This window comes from uncultured Bacteroides sp. (genome assembly GCF_910578895.1).
Taxonomy (GTDB): domain Bacteria; phylum Bacteroidota; class Bacteroidia; order Bacteroidales; family Bacteroidaceae; genus Bacteroides.
This window is the reverse complement of the sequence record NZ_CAJTSC010000015.1, coordinates 26,544-43,962: the sequence shown is the minus strand read 5'-3', so window position 1 is coordinate 43,962 and position 17,419 is coordinate 26,544. Positions and strand designations below refer to the sequence as shown.

The 17,419-nt window shown below is 54.8% G+C and carries 15 protein-coding genes; 9 read left to right on the top strand and 6 right to left on the bottom strand.

Features of this window, described 5'->3' with window-relative positions; genetic code table 11:
- Positions 1 to 89 precede the first annotated feature (89 nt).
- The 4 genes from rpe to QZ327_RS05745 all read right to left on the bottom strand — a co-directional run bounded on the left by rpe (position 90) and on the right by QZ327_RS05745 (position 4,167).
- Positions 90 to 740 carry a ribulose-phosphate 3-epimerase gene (gene rpe / locus QZ327_RS05760; RefSeq protein WP_294617880.1) on the bottom strand — a complete coding sequence of 217 codons (651 nt, stop codon included), beginning with the start codon at positions 738 to 740 and terminating at the stop codon, positions 90 to 92.
- A gap of 84 nt (positions 741 to 824) precedes the next feature.
- Entirely contained in the window at positions 825 to 1,793 is a 969-nt protein-coding gene (gene fmt / locus QZ327_RS05755; protein ID WP_294617878.1) for a methionyl-tRNA formyltransferase, read from the bottom strand.
- Between the two features lie 14 nt (positions 1,794 to 1,807).
- Positions 1,808 to 3,598 (bottom strand): chloride channel protein, encoded by a 1,791-nt coding sequence (locus QZ327_RS05750; protein WP_294617876.1) that lies wholly within the window; start codon positions 3,596 to 3,598, stop codon positions 1,808 to 1,810.
- Positions 3,599 to 3,603: 5 nt separating this feature from the next.
- Positions 3,604 to 4,167 (bottom strand): L-threonylcarbamoyladenylate synthase, encoded by a 564-nt coding sequence (locus QZ327_RS05745; RefSeq protein ID WP_294617874.1) that lies wholly within the window; start codon positions 4,165 to 4,167, stop codon positions 3,604 to 3,606.
- Positions 4,168 to 4,247: 80 nt separating this feature from the next.
- Between QZ327_RS05745 and QZ327_RS05740 the strand changes: the two genes are divergently transcribed.
- Positions 4,248 to 4,691, top strand: a complete 444-nt coding sequence (locus QZ327_RS05740) for a thioesterase family protein (RefSeq protein WP_294617872.1) — start codon at positions 4,248 to 4,250, stop codon at positions 4,689 to 4,691.
- On the opposite strand, the gene QZ327_RS05735 is transcribed toward QZ327_RS05740, so the two are convergent.
- Positions 4,688 to 5,083 carry a hypothetical protein gene (locus tag QZ327_RS05735; RefSeq protein ID WP_294617871.1) on the bottom strand — a complete coding sequence of 132 codons (396 nt, stop codon included), beginning with the start codon at positions 5,081 to 5,083 and terminating at the stop codon, positions 4,688 to 4,690. The genes QZ327_RS05740 and QZ327_RS05735 overlap by 4 nt on opposite strands.
- Before the next feature lie 401 nt (positions 5,084 to 5,484).
- Between QZ327_RS05735 and recJ the strand changes: the two genes are divergently transcribed.
- The 8 genes from recJ to dnaG all read left to right on the top strand — a co-directional run bounded on the left by recJ (position 5,485) and on the right by dnaG (position 16,809).
- Positions 5,485 to 7,200 carry a single-stranded-DNA-specific exonuclease RecJ gene (gene recJ, locus QZ327_RS05730; RefSeq protein WP_294617868.1) on the top strand — a complete coding sequence of 572 codons (1,716 nt, stop codon included), beginning with the start codon at positions 5,485 to 5,487 and terminating at the stop codon, positions 7,198 to 7,200.
- Between the two features lie 105 nt (positions 7,201 to 7,305).
- The gene (locus QZ327_RS05725; protein WP_294617866.1) at positions 7,306 to 9,210 is read left to right on the top strand and encodes an ATP-dependent DNA helicase RecQ; all 1,905 of its coding nucleotides are present in this window, start codon (positions 7,306 to 7,308) and stop codon (positions 9,208 to 9,210) included.
- 56 nt (positions 9,211 to 9,266) lie between these two features.
- Entirely contained in the window at positions 9,267 to 10,226 is a 960-nt protein-coding gene (locus tag QZ327_RS05720) for a tetratricopeptide repeat protein (protein WP_294617864.1), read from the top strand.
- A 353-nt stretch (positions 10,227 to 10,579) separates the two neighbouring features.
- The gene (locus QZ327_RS05715) at positions 10,580 to 11,428 is read left to right on the top strand and encodes a prephenate dehydratase (RefSeq protein ID WP_294617862.1); all 849 of its coding nucleotides are present in this window, start codon (positions 10,580 to 10,582) and stop codon (positions 11,426 to 11,428) included.
- Entirely contained in the window at positions 11,409 to 12,584 is a 1,176-nt protein-coding gene (locus QZ327_RS05710) for an aminotransferase class I/II-fold pyridoxal phosphate-dependent enzyme (protein ID WP_294617860.1), read from the top strand. The genes QZ327_RS05715 and QZ327_RS05710 overlap by 20 nt, the downstream gene beginning before the upstream one ends.
- Positions 12,585 to 12,642: 58 nt before the next feature.
- Positions 12,643 to 13,710 (top strand): bifunctional 3-deoxy-7-phosphoheptulonate synthase/chorismate mutase type II, encoded by a 1,068-nt coding sequence (locus QZ327_RS05705; protein WP_294617858.1) that lies wholly within the window; start codon positions 12,643 to 12,645, stop codon positions 13,708 to 13,710.
- 85 nt (positions 13,711 to 13,795) lie between these two features.
- Positions 13,796 to 14,569 (top strand): prephenate dehydrogenase/arogenate dehydrogenase family protein, encoded by a 774-nt coding sequence (locus tag QZ327_RS05700; RefSeq protein WP_294617856.1) that lies wholly within the window; start codon positions 13,796 to 13,798, stop codon positions 14,567 to 14,569.
- A gap of 146 nt (positions 14,570 to 14,715) precedes the next feature.
- On the top strand, positions 14,716 to 16,809 hold the full coding sequence (dnaG, locus tag QZ327_RS05695) for a DNA primase (RefSeq protein ID WP_294617854.1): 2,094 nt from the start codon (positions 14,716 to 14,718) through the stop codon (positions 16,807 to 16,809).
- A gap of 6 nt (positions 16,810 to 16,815) precedes the next feature.
- On the opposite strand, the gene folE is transcribed toward dnaG, so the two are convergent.
- Positions 16,816 to 17,403 (bottom strand): GTP cyclohydrolase I FolE, encoded by a 588-nt coding sequence (gene folE / locus QZ327_RS05690; protein ID WP_294617914.1) that lies wholly within the window; start codon positions 17,401 to 17,403, stop codon positions 16,816 to 16,818.
- Positions 17,404 to 17,419 lie beyond the last annotated feature (16 nt).

The following is a 17,419-nucleotide window of genomic DNA, read 5'->3' as shown; positions in this document are numbered from 1 at the left end:
CCTGTGATTAACGGTTCCGGCATACGGTCATGACAGGAGTTATTGTCTCCCAGGTGTTAAAGGGGTCCGCACTTCGTCCGCTCCCGTTCTTACAGATTTCGCAAGGCGCGGATTGCCTCCACCGGGTCGGGAGCGGAGAAGACGGCATTGCCCGCCACCAAAGCGTCGGCACCGGCAGCCACCAGGCGGGCACCCGTATCCAGGTTCACGCCGCCATCGACCTCTATCAGGGCTTCCGAACCTGCCGCCGTTATCAGCTCGCGCAGCTCGCGCACCTTATCGACCGTATGTTCTATGAACTTCTGCCCGCCAAAGCCCGGGTTTACTCCCATCACCAGCACCATGTAGACATCGTTGATAATGTCCTTCAGCACAGACACCGGAGTAGCGGGGTTGATGGTAACCGCAGGCAGCATTCCCGCCTCGCGGATTTGTTGCACCACCCGGTGCAGATGCGGACATGCCTCATAGTGCACGTTCATGATGCGCGCGCCCAACGCCTTTACTTCCAGAATGAACTTCTCGGGCTGCACAATCATCAGGTGCACATCCAAAGGCTTCCGGGCAATCTGCGCCACGTACTTCAGCACGGGAAAACCGAAAGAGATATTGGGAACAAACACACCGTCCATGATATCGACATGCACCCAATCGGCTTCGCTGCCGTTAATCATTTCAATATCATTTGCCAAGTATGCAAAGTTGGCAGAGAGTATGGAAGGAGATATAATAGGTTTCATAACAGTTACATTTTATTAATCAGGTTACACGAATTATAAGTATTAAGTATAATGACAGAGACCTCGCATGCAAGAATCCGGCATTTACCGCACACTGAATTCTTCGGTCAGCCTAAATCCGCGCAGCAACTCAGCCGTCTGCAAACGCTTCTTGCCGGGAAGCTGCAAGGCGCGCACGCCTATCCAGCCGTCTGCACCGGCTATGCGGATGTAGGTCTTGCCGTCGGTCTGCAACGTTCCGGGAGCGGACGGCTGCGGATGCTCCAGCTTCTCCGTCTCGAAAATCTTCAGCACCACCACCGTGCCATCGGGCTGCACCAGTTCCGTCCATGCCGCCGGATAGGGAGACAAGCCGCGGATAAAGTCGTAAATCCGCTTCACGGGCAGGGTCCAGTCGATACGGCAAGTCTCCTTGAAGATTTTGGGAGCCGGGCGCAGTTCGCCTGCCACCGCCATTTCCTCTTGCGGGACGGGACGCACCGCATCGGCAAGGATGGCGTCTACGGTCTCCGTCACCAGACGACCGCCCAGCATCATCAGCCTGTCATGCACCACGCCTACATTGTCCGTATCGGCAATCGGTATGCGTACCTGCTGAATCACCTCTCCCGTATCTATCTCATGTTTCAGGAAGAAAGTGGTGATGCCCGTCTCCGTGTCGCCGTTAATCACCGCCCAGTTGATAGGAGCGGCGCCGCGATACTGCGGCAGCAGCGAGGCATGCAAGTTGAAAGTGCCCAGCCGCGGCATGTTCCATACCACTTCCGGCAGCATCCTGAAAGCCACCACAATCTGCAAATCGGCATTCCAGGCACGCAACTCCCCGACAAACGCCTCATCCTTCAGCCTCTCCGGCTGGAGAAGCGGCAGGTGGTGATCCAACGCATATTGTTTCACCGGCGAGAATTGCACCTTATGTCCCCGTCCTGCCGGCTTGTCGGGCATCGTGATTACTCCTACTATGTTGTACCCGCCTTCTACAAGGCAGCGCAAAGGCTCCACCGCAAACTCGGGAGTACCCATGTATACAATCCGCAAATCTTCTTTCTTCATAATCCTCTCTTTTTTTAATCTTCCGAGAAATGTACCAATACCTGACGGTACGAGTTGAATATCTTTGACTTGGAAACAAAACCGAGATACTTGCCTTCTTCGTCCACCACCGGCAGATTCCACGCCTGCGTGTCATCGAAAGTACGCATCACCTGCTCCATGCTGTCCGTGTCGTAAAGGCGTGCCGGGACGGAACTCATCAGCCTGCCCACCATGAAGCGGTGATACAATTCCTGCCGGAACATGATATTGCGTATATCGTCCAGCAGGACGACGCCAATCAGCTTTCCTTCGTTGTCCGTCACCGGGAATATGTTGCGGCGTGAAGCCGAAATGGCTTTCACCAGCCCGCCAAGGTCCATTTCGGGGTGTACCGTAATAAAGTCTTTCTCCACCACATTCTCCATCTTCATCAATGTCAGCACCGCCTTGTCCTTATGGTGTGTCAGCAGTTCGCCCTTCTTTGCCAGACGCATGGAGTAGATGCTGTGCGGCTCGAAAACGATAATCGTCAGATAGGAACTGACGGAGACTATCATCAGGGGCAGGAACAAATCGTATCCGCCCGTCAGCTCGGCTATCAGGAACACACCCGTCAGCGGCGCGTGCATCACCCCGCTCATCACTCCCGCCATGCCCATCAGGGCGAAGTTCTTTTCGGGCAGGAAGACGGTCGCCTCGAACTCATTGCTGAAGTGGGAGAACACAAACCCTGCGATACACCCCAGATAGAGCGAAGGCGCGAAGATACCGCCGCAACCGCCGCCGCCGTTTGTGGCGCTCGAAGCGAAAACCTTGAACAGGATTATCAATATCAGATACAACAGGAGCAGCCGCCCGTGTCCGTAGAAGAAAGAGTTGTTCATCACCGTGTCCCACTCCACATTGCTCGTCCCGTTGAGCAGCAGCTCTATCGTGTCATACCCCTCGCCGTAGAGCGGCGGGAAAAGGAATATCAGAATGCTCAGCATGGAGCCGCCCACGAGCAGTTTCTTGTAAGGCACCTTCAGCTTGCCGAACATTCCTTCCACCGAGTTCATGGCACGGGTGAAGTAGAGGGAAACCAGCCCGCAGAAAACGCCCAGCATTATCACATACGGGATGCGCTCCAGCTCGAAAGCCTGGTCGAGGTGGAACTTGAACATAGCTTCCGTGCCCGTCACGATGTAGGATACGGTTGCCGCCGTCACCGCCGAAATCAGCAACGGAAGCAGCGAAGACATCGTAAGGTCTATCATCAGCACCTCCAGCGTAAATACAAGTCCCGCAATGGGTGCCTTGAAGATGCCCGCCACGGCACCGGCGGCGCCACAGCCCACCAGCAGCATCAGCGTGCGGTGCTCCATCTTGAACAGGCTGCCCAGGTTGGAGCCGATTGCCGAACCCGTAAGCACAATCGGCGCCTCCGCCCCGACCGAACCGCCGAACCCGATGGTTATGGAACTGGCGATGATGGACGACCACGCGTTATGCCGCTTGATACGCCCCTGCCTGCGGGATATGGCATACAGGATTTTCGTCACTCCGTGGCTGATATCGTCCTTTACGACATAGCGCACGAACAGCCCTGCCAGGAAAATGCCCACTACCGGATATATCAGATACTGGTAGTTGGCTTCCGTCGTATCGAAATTCTCCGTAAGGAAATTCTGTATCCAATGTATCAGCATCTTCAATATCAACGCGGCAAATGCCGTGAAGATGCCCACCAGAAAACTCAAAAGCAGGATGAAGCGTTTCTCCTTGATATTCTTCTCACGCCAGATGATAAAGCGTTGCAACCAATCTTTTCCTTTGCCAGCCATCTTCCTTATTCACGGATTATTTTAATGACACCGCCTTTGCCCAGCTTGATGATGCTCGACGGTTTCGGATTGCTTGTCTCTTCCTGACGGTAGCCTACAATATAGTCTACAGCCGACTTTATCTCCTCGCTTATCTCGCCGAAATTCTTCGGCGAAGGCTGCCCGCTAATGTTGGCGGAAGTGGACACCACCGCCTTGCGGAACTGCTGGCACAGGCGCTTCGAAAACTCCTCGCCCGTCACCCGGATGCCCACACTGCCATCTTCCGCCAGCAGGTTCGCCGCCAGATTGCGCGCGCCGGAATAGATGACGGTCAGCGGCTTGTCTGCCAGGTCTATCAGGTCCCACGCCACGTCCGGAACATCACGGACGTAAAAATCCACCTTCACGGAAGAGTCTACCAGCACCAGCATCGCCTTGCTGTCCTGGCGCTGCTTTATCTCATACACCCGCCGCACGGCATCTTCGTTGGTGGCGTCGCATCCGATGCCCCAAACGGTATCGGTGGGATACAGGATTACCCCGCCTTCCTTCATCACCTGGCAGGCTTTTTTTATGTCTTCTATCATTTCTTGCTGAATAAATACTGTGATTAATACGCAAAAGTAGTAAATTCGCCCCGATTACAAACAAAGTTTAAGAGAAAACAATGGAAGATATCAAATTTAACCACACACTGCCGATACAATTACGTTTCAATGATGTTGACAAATTCGGACACGTCAACAACACCGTTTATTTTTCCTTTTACGATTTAGGCAAGACCGAATATTTCGCTTCCGTATGCCCGCACGTCGACTGGCAGAAGGACGGCATCGTCGTTGTCCACATCGAAGCCGATTTCCTTGCGCAGATTTACGGTCCCGACCACATCGCCGTACAAACCGCCGTAACCAAAATCGGGACGAAGAGCTTCCACCTTGCCCAACGGGTGATAGATACCGAAACGCAGGAAGTGAAATGCACCTGCACTTCCGTTATGGTGGCTTACGACCTTGCCAAGCACGAATCCAAACCGCTGACCGAGGAGTGGATCGATGCCATCTGCCGATACGAAGGACGGGACTTGCGCAAGAAGCAACAACCCGCCTAAACATTGCCCTGCCTTTTTGTCCATGCCGCCCGTGCTTTCTGACAATCTGTATTTTCCGGCGCCGCAGAATCGCCTGTTTCCGTCCCGATGTGCTGCCGGCGGGAAAAAACGAAACGGAAAACGCTCATCCGCCACATACCCAGCACGATAGCGAAATCCTTACAAACCAACCGGCGCGGAAAAGTGCCGGAAATGCCCCGTACGGGCATCCCGTCTGCCGGATAGCGGCAGCTGTGACGATGAACATCAATGCCTGGCGTGACAGGCATTAGTGTCTGTCGTGATAGACACCAGTGTCTGTGGCGACAAACATCAGTGTCCGTCACGTCAGACACTGCCATCCATCGGACGAAAGGCAGGTGTCCGACGGAAGCAAGAGCCTTTTTCCGCATAAACAGTGCATCTTTATCGGAAAAAGAAGCATATCCATCCGCGTTTTATGCAAGACGCCCCTGTTTCGGAAGAAAGGCGCAGGAGCAGGTGTAAGCAGAAAGGCGTTTTCGCCGTCTTTTTGCCACAAACCGGAGCCGGTCCGCTCCTTTTCGGGCATACACGGAGAGGGGTGCGGACGCGTGAAAGGAGTCTGATGCCGACGCCCCTGCGAATACATACGCAAGAGTATCGACCGTTAAGAATATTTTCCATCGAATTTCGTATCGGTTTCAAGAGTTTTTCCTACCTTTACAGCTTGTTGGAGAAACAGCGCACGGCAAGCGGGCTGCATCAAAGCCTCTCCCCCTCTCAGCTGTATCTCCGGCGCCTTGCCACAGAAAAAGAAAAAATAATATATAAAATGACTCACAAATGGAATTATTCACCCATTACATCCAATCAGGCAGAAGCAAGCCAACGACTCGCCCAGGAATTAGGGATTAGCCCCGTACTTGGGAGATTGCTGGTGGAGCGGGGAATAACGACGGCAACCGCCGCCAGGAAGTTTTTCCGTCCGCAACTGCCGGATTTGCACGACCCGTTCCTCATGAAGGACATGGACGTTGCCGTAGAACGCCTGAACAAGGCAATGGGAAAGAAAGAGCGCATTCTGATTTACGGAGATTATGACGTAGACGGGACCACCGCCGTGGCTCTGGTCTATAAGTTTATCCAACAGTTCTATTCGAACATAGATTATTACATCCCCGACCGCTACAACGAGGGCTACGGGGTCTCGACCCGGGGCGTGGACTACGCCGCCGAAACGGGCGTGGGACTGATTATCGTACTGGATTGCGGCATCAAGGCAGTGGACGAGATAGCATACGCCAAGGAGAAAGGCATCGACTTCATTATCTGCGACCACCACGTGCCCGACGAAGTGTTGCCGCCCGCCACAGCCATCCTGAACGCCAAGCGCGAGGACAACACCTATCCCTACGAGCACCTGTCGGGTTGCGGAGTGGGATTCAAGTTCATGCAGGCGTTCGCCATTAGCAACGGCATCGAGTTCCACCACCTGATTCCCCTGCTGGACCTGGTTGCGGTCAGCGTGGCTTCGGACATCGTGCCGATTATGGGAGAGAACCGTATCCTCGCCTATCACGGGCTGAAGCAGCTCAACAGCAATCCGAGCGTGGGGATGAAAGCCATCATCGACGTATGCGGGCTGGCGGACAAGGAGATTACCGTCAGCGACATCGTGTTCAAGATAGGTCCGCGCATCAACGCTTCGGGACGTATCCAGAACGGAAAGGAAGCGGTGGACCTGCTGACGGAGAAAGACTTCTCGCTCGCCCTGGAAAAGGCAGGGCAAATCAACCAATACAACGAGACGCGCAAAGATCTGGACAAGACCATGACCGAAGAAGCAAACCGGATTGTCGCCGGACTGGAAGGGCTTGCCGACCGGCGCTCCATCGTGTTGTACAACGAAGACTGGCACAAGGGCGTCATCGGCATCGTTGCCTCGCGCCTGACGGAAGTGTATTACCGCCCTGCCGTGGTGCTGACACGCACGGACGACATGGCAACCGGCTCGGCACGCTCCGTTTCAGGTTTCGACGTGTACAAAGCCATCGAGTATTGCCGGGATTTGCTGGAGAATTTCGGCGGGCACACCTATGCCGCCGGGCTGTCCATGAAGGTGGAAAACGTCTCCGCCTTTACCGAACGTTTCGAGGAGTTCGTTTCCGGGCACATCCTGCCGGAACAGACCAGCGCCGTAATCGACATCAATGCCGAAATAGACTTCCGGGATATCACCCCCAAATTCTGTAACGACCTGAAGAAGTTCAACCCGTTCGGTCCCGACAACACCAAACCCGTGTTCTGCACCCACAACGTGTATGACTACGGAACCAGCAAAGTGGTAGGCAGGGACCAGGAGCATATCAAACTGGAACTGGTGGACAACAAATCGAACAACGTGATGAACGGCATCGCCTTCGGGCAAAGCTCGCACGTGCGCTACATCAAGACCAAGCGTTCGTTCGACATCTGCTACTCCATCGAAGAGAACACCCACAAACGCGGAGAGGTGCAGTTGCAGATTGAAGACATAAAGCCGAATTGAATTGAGAATTTTGAATTATGAATTTTGAATGAGGCTGCGCTATCACGTCGCAAGGTAATTCAAAATTCATAATTCAAAATTCTCAATTCACAATTCCCTCATCCCATGTGCCATCAAGACATTCTAAAGCAATACTGGGGCTACTCCTCTTTCCGCGGCATCCAACAAGAGATTATCGACAGCATCAGCGCCGGCAAGGACACCCTGGGACTGATGCCTACGGGCGGCGGCAAGTCCATCACGTTCCAAGTCCCGGCACTCGCCCGGGAAGGGATGTGCCTGGTCATCACCCCGCTGATAGCCCTGATGAAAGACCAGGTGCAGAACCTGAGGAAGCGGGGCATCAAGGCGCTTGCCATCTACTCCGGCATGAGCCGGCAGGAGATTGTCGTCACCCTTGAGAACTGCATCTTCGGCAACTACAAGTTCCTCTACATCTCCCCCGAACGGCTGGACACGGAGATTTTTCGTACCAAGCTGCGGAAAATGAAAATCAGCATGATTACCGTAGACGAAAGCCACTGCATCTCGCAGTGGGGATACGACTTCCGCCCCGCCTACCTGAAAATCGCAGAGATACGCGAACTGTTGCCGCATGCTCCCGTCCTTGCCCTGACCGCCACCGCAACCCCCGAAGTGGTGAAAGACATACAGGAACGCCTGCACTTCCGCCGGGAAAACGTATTCCGCATGAGTTTCGAGCGGAGCAACCTCGCCTACATCGTCCGCCGGACGGAGAACAAGAATGCCGAACTGCTGCATATACTGCGCAGCATGTCCGGCAGCGCCATCGTGTATGTGCGCAACCGCCGCCGCACCAAAGAGATTGCCGAACTGCTGAACAACGAAGACATCACCGCCGACTTCTACCACGCCGGACTGGACGATGCCACCAAAGACACCCGCCAGCGCCGCTGGCAATCCGGCGAGAGCCGCGTCATAGTGGCTACCAACGCCTTCGGCATGGGAATAGACAAGCCGGACGTGCGCATCGTCATCCACATGGACCTGCCCGACTCCATCGAAGCATACTTCCAGGAAGCCGGAAGAGCCGGGCGCGACGGGCAGAAGGCGTATGCCGTCATCCTGCATGCCAAGACGGACAAGGCGGCACTGCAAAGGCGCATACCGGACACTTTTCCCGAAAAGGAATACATCAGAAACGTTTACGAACACCTCCAATACTACTACCAAATGGCGATGGGCGACGGGCTGGAGTGCGTGCGCGAGTTCGACATCGAAGACTTCTGCCGCAAGTTCAAGTACTTCCCCGTTCCGGTGGACAGCGCCCTGAAAATACTGACCCGGGCAGGTTATCTGGAGTACACCGCCGAGCAGGACAACGCCTCGCGCCTTCTCTTCACCCTGCGCAGGGACGAGCTGTACCGGTTACGCGAAATGGGCGAAGAGACGGACAAACTCATCCGGACCATACTCCGTTCCTACACGGGGGTGTTTACCGACTACGCCTACATCAACGAAGACTCGCTTGCCACACGCACAGGGCTTACCCGCCGGCAAATCTACGAGTTGCTGGTCCACCTTGCCAAGCTGCGCATCGTCAGTTACATCCCTCACAAAAAGACACCTTATATAATATACACGCGCGAGCGCGTGGAAGCGCAGCGCATCCATATCCCTCCCGAAGTCTACGAAATCCGGAAAGCACGTTACGAAGCGCGCATCAACGCCATGCTGGAATATGTGACCGGCAACTCCGTGTGCCGCAGCCGCATGCTGCTGGACTACTTCGGAGAAAAGAACGGGCACAATTGCGGGCAATGCGACACCTGCATCGACCTGCGCAACAACCCGGCAGCCGCCGAAGCGGCAGAACGGCAGGAACTTTGCACGAAAATCTGCAGGATACTGTCCGCTGCTCCACGCACGCCCGAAGGGATGCTCGAACTGCTCCCCACGGACAAGGAGCTGCTGGCCGACACCCTGCGCCGGATGTTGGACGAAGGAAAGATTATTGCCGCAGACGGGATGCTGCAAATGAAAAAATAAATCACTACTTTTGCCACGACACACCAAGATACATAACTAAAAACAACAACATAGCCATGGGATTCTTTACATCTTTCTTCTCCGGCAAACCGGCAGACCCGGAAGAGGAGAAACAAAAAAACAACCGGAAGAACTTCGAGATATTCAAATATGACGGCATGCGTGCCCAGCGCATGGGACGCGCCGACTACGCCGTCAAATGTTTCACCGAAGCCCTTGCGCTGCAAGAGGACTTCGAGACGATGGGCTATCTGGCGCAAGTGTACATCCAGCGCAACAACCTGGACGAGGCACGCCAACTGCTGGAGAAGATGGTGCGGACCGAACCGGAACATGCCGCTACCTACCTCATCCTTGCCAACGTGTGCTACATGCAAGAGGACTACGCCGCCATGGCGGAAGCCGCACGAAGCGCCGCCGCCATTGACGAGAGCAACGCCATGGCGCACTACCTGCTGGGCAAGGCAGACAACGGGCAGGACAACGGCATCATGTGCATCGCCCACCTCACCAAAGCCATCGTGCTGAAAGACGACTTCACCGAAGCACGCCTGCTGCGTGCCGAAACTCTGACGAAGATGCGGCAATATAAAGAGGCGATGGAAGACATCGACGCCATCCTTGCCCAAGACCCGGACGATGAAAGCGCCGTCCTGCTCCGTGGAAAGATAAAAGAGGCTACCGGCGAGGAAGCCGAAGCGGAAGCCGACTATCTCCGCATCACGGAACTGAACCCCTTCAACGAACAGGCGTTCCTCTACCTGGGACAGCTGTACATCGCCCAAAAGAAGTTGCCCGAAGCCATCGCCCTGTTCGACGAAGCCATCGAACTGAATCCCGATTTCGCCCGGGCATACCACGAACGCGGCCGTGCCAAGTTGCTGAACGGCGACAAGGAAGGGGCAACGGAAGACATGAAGCACGGATTGGAACTGGACCCGAAGGAGATAGAAGGCTTCAACGGACAATACGGCAACCACCCGGGCGCTTCCGCAACGAACATATTGGGTTTGTAGACAGGCGATGAAAACCGGTGCATCCGCCATCCGGGCGATGCGGCGACCAAGATTTCCCGACCTGCAATAGCGCGGCTGCCAAAAAAAATGCTATTTTTTATTTGCATATAAAAGAAAAGTGTTACATTTGCGGCATAATAAACAACGAAAAGCAAGTATGAAATCATTTACTTACGCATATTACTTCTTTTTTTACTTTTACTTTAGCCGGAAAGTAGAGCGGGAGTTTGTATGTGTCAAGTGACAGTGACGCTTAAGAACTGAAGAGAGAACCAAACAATATATAAAGTCCCGCTCCATCGTATGGAAGCGGGATTTTTTCGTCATAAACAAAGAATATAAACAACCGTAGAATGAAAAAAGTAGCCATTCAAGGAACCTTAGGTTCGTATCACGACATCGCCGCACACAAGTACTTCGAGGGAGAAGAGATAGAGCTCATCTGCTGCGCCAGCTTCGAAGACGTGTTTGCCGCCGTCAAGGAAGACAACCGGACCATAGGCATGCTGGCAATAGAGAATACGATTGCAGGAAGCCTGCTGCATAACAACGAACTGCTGCGCCAGAGCGGCACACAGATTGTAGGCGAATACAAACTGCGCATCTCGCACAGCTTCGTGTGCCTGCCCGACGAAGACTGGGACGACATCACCGAAGTAAACTCCCACCCCATCGCCCTGATGCAGTGCCGCGAGTTCCTCGGGCAGCATCCCCGCATCAAGGTGGTGGAAGGAGAAGACACCGCCCGCAGCGCGGAAACCATCAAGCGGGACAACCTGAGGGGGCACGCCGCCATCTGCTCCAAAGCCGCCGCCCGGCGCTACGGCATGAAGGTGCTGCAGGAAGGCATCGAGACAAACAAACACAACTTCACCCGCTTCCTCGTAGTGGCAGACGCCTGGCAGGCGGACGAACTGAACCGCCACCGCCGCAACGAGGTGAACAAGGCAAGCATGGTATTCACCCTGCCGCACACCGAGGGAAGCCTCTCGCAGGTGCTCTCCATACTCTCCTTCTACCGCATCAACCTCACCAAGATACAGTCGCTGCCCATCATCGGGCGCGAGTGGGAATACCAATTCTACGTGGACGTGGTTTTCGACAACGTGCTGAAGTACAAACAATCTATCGTGGCCATCACCCCGCTGACCAAAGAACTTAAAATATTAGGAGAATACGAAGATGGAAAATCAACAATCTAAGATAAAGCCCGCCGACCGGCTGGCAAGCGTGAGCGAATACTACTTCTCTAAGAAACTGAAAGAGGTGGCACAGATGAATGCCGAAGGCAAGGATGTAATCAGCCTGGGCATCGGCAGCCCGGACATGCCTCCCTCGGACAGCGCCATACAGACGCTCTGCACGGAGGCGAAAAACCCCGACGGGCACGGCTATATGCCCTACACAGGCATTCCCGAACTGCGCCGCAGCTTTGCCGGCTGGTACAAGCGGTGGTATGGCGTGGATCTGGACCCCAACACGGAGATACAGCCGCTCATCGGCTCCAAGGAAGGCATCCTGCACGTCACGCTGGCTTTCGTCAACCCCGGCGACCAGGTGCTGGTTCCCAATCCCGGCTATCCCACCTACACTTCGCTCAGCAAGATACTGGGCGCCGAAGTGGTGAACTACAACCTGAAGGAAGAGAACGGTTGGATGCCCGACTTCGAGGAGCTGGAGCAGATGGACATGAGCCGCGTCAAGCTGATGTGGACCAACTATCCCAACATGCCTACGGGAGCGAACGCCACCCCGGAGCTTTACCAAAAGCTGGTGGATCTGGCGCGCCGCAAGGACATCATCATCGTCAACGACAATCCGTACAGCTTCATCCTGAACGACCGCCCCGCCAGCATTCTCAGCGTCCCCGGAGCGAAGGAGTGCTGCATCGAGTTCAACTCCATGAGCAAGAGCCACAACATGCCGGGCTGGCGCATCGGCATGCTCGCTTCCAATGCCGGTTTCGTGCAATGGATACTGAAGGTGAAGAGCAACATCGACAGCGGCATGTTCCGCGCCATGCAACTTGCCGCCGCCAATGCCTTGGAATCCGGCGAAGAGTGGTACGAAGCCAACAACAGGAACTACCGCGGACGGCGCCGGCTGGCAGGCGAAATCATGCGCCGGCTGGGATGCACCTACGACGAGAACCAGGTGGGCATGTTCCTTTGGGGAAAGATACCCGACAGTTGCGCCGACGTGGAAGAGCTGACCGAACGGGTGCTGCACAGGGCACGCGTATTCATCACTCCGGGATTCATCTTTGGCAGCAACGGAAAACGGTATATCCGTATCTCGCTTTGCTGCAAGGACGAAAAACTGGCGGAAGCGCTGGAGCGCATCAAGGCAATGGAATAACTTTTGTGTGTTTGCTTCTCGCTTTTCAGACGAATATAATCAAAAACAATTAAAGAATATGGGACTTGAATTAGAATCAATCTTACTGCCGGGCATCGAAGAGAAACGCCCCTTGGTAATAGCCGGCCCTTGCAGCGCCGAAACAGAAGAACAAGTGATGGACACAGCCGGACAACTGGCAGCCAAAGGAACGAAGATATTCCGCGCAGGCATCTGGAAACCCCGCACCAAACCGGGCGGCTTCGAAGGCGTAGGCGTAGAGGGGCTGGCATGGCTCAAAGAGGTGAGAAAAGAGACGGGCATGTACGTTGCCACCGAAGTGGCAACCGCCAAGCACGTGTACGAATGCCTGAAAGCCGGCATCGACATACTTTGGGTAGGCGCCCGCACCACGGCAAACCCGTTTGCCGTGCAGGAGATAGCCGACGCACTGAAAGGCGTGGACATCCCGGTATTGGTGAAGAACCCCGTAAACCCCGACCTGGAGTTATGGATCGGCGCGCTGGAACGCATCAACAACGCCGGTCTGAAACGCCTGGGAGCCATTCACCGCGGTTTCAGCAGCTACGACAAGAAGCTCTACCGCAACCTGCCGCAGTGGCACATCCCCATCGAGCTGCGCCGCCGCATCCCGAACCTGCCCATCCTCTGCGACCCGAGCCACATCGGCGGAAAGCGCGAACTGGTTGCCCCGCTGTGCCAGCAGGCAATGGACCTGGGCTTCAACGGACTGATTGTGGAAAGCCACTGCAACCCCGACTGCGCATGGAGCGATGCCTCACAGCAGGTCACACCCGACGTGCTGGACTACATCCTCAACCTGCTCGTCATCCGCCAAGAGACGCAAAGCACCGAAAACCTCAGCGAACTGCGCAAACAGATTGACGAGTGCGACAACAACCTCATCCAGGAACTTGCCAAACGGATGCGCATAGCCCGCGAAATCGGTACGTACAAGAAAGAGCACGCCATGACAATCCTGCAAACAGGACGCTACAACGAAATCCTCGAGAAACGCGGCTCGCAAGGCGCGCTCTGCGGCATGGATTCGGAATTTATCAAGAAAGTGTTCGAGGCGATACACGAGGAGAGCGTGCGCCAGCAAATGGAGATTATCAACAAGTAACGTACTTCACAACGTGCCGATGCCATGAGGGATACCGCCGTCCCTCGCCAAACCATCGGCACATCAACGCATTAAAAAAAGAACCATGCGAATATTAATACTCGGAGCCGGCAAGATGGGCTCTTTCTTTACGGATATCCTAAGTTTCCAACACGAAACGGCGGTGTTCGACGTCAACCCGCATCAGTTGCGCTTCGTCTACAACACTTACCGTTTCACCACGCTGGAAGAAATCAGGAACTTCGAACCGGAGTTGGTCATCAACGCCGTCACAGTGAAATACACGCTGGAAGCCTTCCGGCAGGTGCTGCCCGTGTTGCCCAAGGACTGCATCATCAGCGACATCGCCTCGGTGAAGACGGGGTTGAAGAAGTTCTACGACGAAAGCGGCTTCCGCTATGTGTCCACGCACCCTATGTTCGGACCCACCTTTGCCAGCCTGAACAACCTAAATACGGAGAACGCCATCATCATCAGCGAAGGCGACCACTTGGGAAAGGTGTTCTTCAAGGACCTGTACCAGACCCTGAAGCTCAACATCTTCGAATACACCTTCGACGAGCATGACGAAACGGTGGCATACTCATTGTCCATCCCGTTTGTCTCCACCTTCGTGTTCGCAGCGGTGATGAAGCATCAGGAAGCGCCGGGAACCACCTTCAAGAAGCACATGGCGATCGCCAAAGGGCTGCTGAACGAAGACGACTACCTGCTTCAGGAGATTTTGTTCAACCCCCGTACGCCCGGCCAGGTGGAGAACATCCGCCTGGAGCTGAAGCAGCTGTTGGAAATCATCACCAATAAAGATGCCGAAGGGATGAAGAAATACCTGGCTAAAATCAGGGAGAAAATCAAGTAAGCCGTGCCTGCCCCACGGCTCTGCCGTTTAAAACTTAGAGCCTGTTTAAATTTTGTTCGGCATTATTTTAAATGAAACCGTATGCCTGCCCCTGCAAAACTTTTTTTTGCAGGGGCAGATTTTATATGTAAATTTGTACGCGAATCATGATAGACCAACCCACCATAGACCGGATTCTGGATGCGGCGCAAATCGTCGATGTCGTATCCGACTTCGTCACCCTGCGCAAGCGCGGAGTGAACTACGTGGGGCTTTGCCCGTTTCACGACGACAAGACCCCCTCGTTCTACGTATCGCCCGCCAAGGGATTGTGCAAATGCTTTGCCTGCGGCAAAGGGGGCAATGCGGTGCACTTCATCATGGAGCACGAGCAGATGTCCTATCCCGAGGCGCTGAAGCACCTTGCAAAGAAATACGGCATCGAGATTAAGGAACGTGAACTGTCCAACGAAGAAAAACTGGTGCAGAACGAACGGGAAAGCCTTTTCATCGTCAACCAGTTTGCCCGCGACTACTTCCAGGACATCCTGCGCAACCACGTGGACGGGCGCAGCATCGGCATGGCGTACTTCCGCAACCGAGGATTCCGGGACGACATCATCGAGAAGTTCCAACTGGGCTATTGCACCGAAAGCCACAACGCCATGGCGCAGGAAGCGCTTAAGAAAGGATACAGGAAAGAGTTTCTCGTCAAGACCGGACTGTGCTACGAAACAGACGACAACCAGCTGCGCGACCGCTTTTGGGGACGTGTCATCTTCCCCGTACACACCCTGTCGGGCAAGGTAGTGGCTTTCGGCGGCCGCGTGCTTGCCAGCGCCACCAAAGGTGTCAAGGTGAAGTACGTCAACTCGCCCGAGTCTGCCATCTACCATAAGAGCAACGAACTGTACGGCATCTATTTCGCCAAGCAGGCAATCGTGAAGCAAGACCGCTGCTTTCTGGTGGAAGGCTATACGGACGTAATCTCCATGCACCAATCCGGCATAGAAAACGTGGTGGCTTCTTCGGGAACGGCACTGACACCGGGGCAAATCCGGCTGATTCACCGTTTCACCAATAACATGACCATACTCTACGATGGCGATGCCGCCGGCATCAAAGCGTCCATCCGGGGCATCGACATGCTGCTGGAAGAGGGCATGAACATCAAGGTGTGCCTCCTGCCCGACGGAGACGACCCGGACTCCTTTGCCCGCAAGCACAACTCCGCCGAATTCCAGCAATTCATACAGGAGCATGAGACGGACTTCATCCGCTTCAAGACCAACCTACTGCTGGAGGATGCCGGAAAAGACCCTATCAAGCGCGCCGAACTTATCGGCAACCTGGTGCAAAGCATCTCCGTCATCCCCGAAGCCATCGTGCGCGATGTCTACATCAAAGAGTGCGCCCAACTGCTGCGGGTAGAGGACAAGCTGCTTGTCTCGGAAGTGGCGAAACGGCGTGAAATGCAGGCGGAGAAACGTAGCGAACAAGCCGAACGGGAACGCAGGAATGCCGCAAGGCCGGCAGAGCGGGCGACCAACGCGACGGATACCGGAAGTCCGCTATCCCCCCCGTATACAATGCCGGGCGAGGGCGTAACGGGCGCCGGAGAAGCTGCCGGTTATCCTACGGACGCACCTTTCCCGCCGGAAGACAGCTACGTCTCTTTCATTCCGCAGGAAGGAAAAGAGGGACAGGAGTTCTACAAATACGAACGGCTGATTCTGCAGATGATTGTGCGCTACGGCGAGCGGGTGATGTGCAACGTGACCGATGAAGAGGGCAAGGAAACCCCTGTAAGCGTGATTGAATACGTCACCAACGACCTGAAACAAGACGAGTTGTCCTTCCACAACCCGCTGCACCGGCAGATACTTGCCGAGGCTGCCGCACACATAAACAATGCGGGATTTACAGCCGAGCGCTACTTCCTGGCGCACCCGGATTCCGCCATCAGCAAGCTGAGCGTGGAGCTTATCAGCAACCGCTACCAGCTGAGCAAGTATCATTCGAAAAGCCAGAAGATAGTGACCGATGAAGAACGCCTGTACGAGTTGGTTCCGGCACTGATGGTCAACTTCAAATATGCCATCGTCTGCGAGGAGCTGAAGCACATGATGTCTGCGCTGCAAGACCCCGCCGTTGCCAACGACGAGGAGAAATGCAACGCCCTCATGAAGCGCTACAGCGAAATGCGCGAAGTGCAGAGCCTGATGGCAAAACGGTTGGGAGACCGCGTGGTGCTCCCCTGACCGTCATCAGGAATTGTGGCGGATAAGGTTCATGAACTCCTCGCGCGTCTTTGCCTGGTTGAAGGCTCCCGTAAAGTCGGAAGTGGTAGTCACCGAATTCTGCTTCTCCACACCGCGCATCTGCATGCACATGTGTTTCGCTTCCACCACCACCATCACGCCCAGTGGATTCAGCGTCTCCTGAATGCACTCTTTTATCTGCAGCGTCATGCGTTCCTGCACTTGCAGGCGATGGGAGAAGATGTCTACCACGCGGGCAATCTTGCTCAGTCCGGTGATGTAGCCGTTGGGGATATAAGCCACATGCGCTTTTCCGTAGAACGGCAGCATATGATGTTCGCAGAGGGAGAAGAAATCAATGTCTTTCACAATCACCATCTGGTTATAGTCTTCCTTGAACTTGGCGGAGCGGAGCACCTCATGCGGGTCCATGGAATAACCTTTGGTCAGTGTCAACATAGCTTTCGCCACCCGTTCCGGGGTTTTCAACAATCCTTCACGTCCGGGATCCTCGCCCAGCAGAGTCAATATACGGTGATAATGTTCTTTCAGTTCGTCCAACGAAGGAGATACGATTTCTTCTTTACCTAACATGGGGGGGTATTTTAAT

Coding starts and splice junctions, on each gene's coding strand:
- rpe (WP_294617880.1), bottom strand. CDS start 740: ATGAAACCTATTATATCTCCTTCCATACTCTCTGCCAACTTTGCATAC.
- fmt (WP_294617878.1), bottom strand. CDS start 1,793: ATGAAGAAAGAAGATTTGCGGATTGTATACATGGGTACTCCCGAGTTT.
- QZ327_RS05750 (WP_294617876.1), bottom strand. CDS start 3,598: ATGGCTGGCAAAGGAAAAGATTGGTTGCAACGCTTTATCATCTGGCGT.
- QZ327_RS05745 (WP_294617874.1), bottom strand. CDS start 4,167: ATGATAGAAGACATAAAAAAAGCCTGCCAGGTGATGAAGGAAGGCGGG.
- QZ327_RS05740 (WP_294617872.1), top strand. CDS start 4,248: ATGGAAGATATCAAATTTAACCACACACTGCCGATACAATTACGTTTC.
- QZ327_RS05735 (WP_294617871.1), bottom strand. CDS start 5,083: ATGCGGAAAAAGGCTCTTGCTTCCGTCGGACACCTGCCTTTCGTCCGA.
- recJ (WP_294617868.1), top strand. CDS start 5,485: ATGACTCACAAATGGAATTATTCACCCATTACATCCAATCAGGCAGAA.
- QZ327_RS05725 (WP_294617866.1), top strand. CDS start 7,306: ATGTGCCATCAAGACATTCTAAAGCAATACTGGGGCTACTCCTCTTTC.
- QZ327_RS05720 (WP_294617864.1), top strand. CDS start 9,267: ATGGGATTCTTTACATCTTTCTTCTCCGGCAAACCGGCAGACCCGGAA.
- QZ327_RS05715 (WP_294617862.1), top strand. CDS start 10,580: ATGAAAAAAGTAGCCATTCAAGGAACCTTAGGTTCGTATCACGACATC.
- QZ327_RS05710 (WP_294617860.1), top strand. CDS start 11,409: ATGGAAAATCAACAATCTAAGATAAAGCCCGCCGACCGGCTGGCAAGC.
- QZ327_RS05705 (WP_294617858.1), top strand. CDS start 12,643: ATGGGACTTGAATTAGAATCAATCTTACTGCCGGGCATCGAAGAGAAA.
- QZ327_RS05700 (WP_294617856.1), top strand. CDS start 13,796: ATGCGAATATTAATACTCGGAGCCGGCAAGATGGGCTCTTTCTTTACG.
- dnaG (WP_294617854.1), top strand. CDS start 14,716: ATGATAGACCAACCCACCATAGACCGGATTCTGGATGCGGCGCAAATC.
- folE (WP_294617914.1), bottom strand. CDS start 17,403: ATGTTAGGTAAAGAAGAAATCGTATCTCCTTCGTTGGACGAACTGAAA.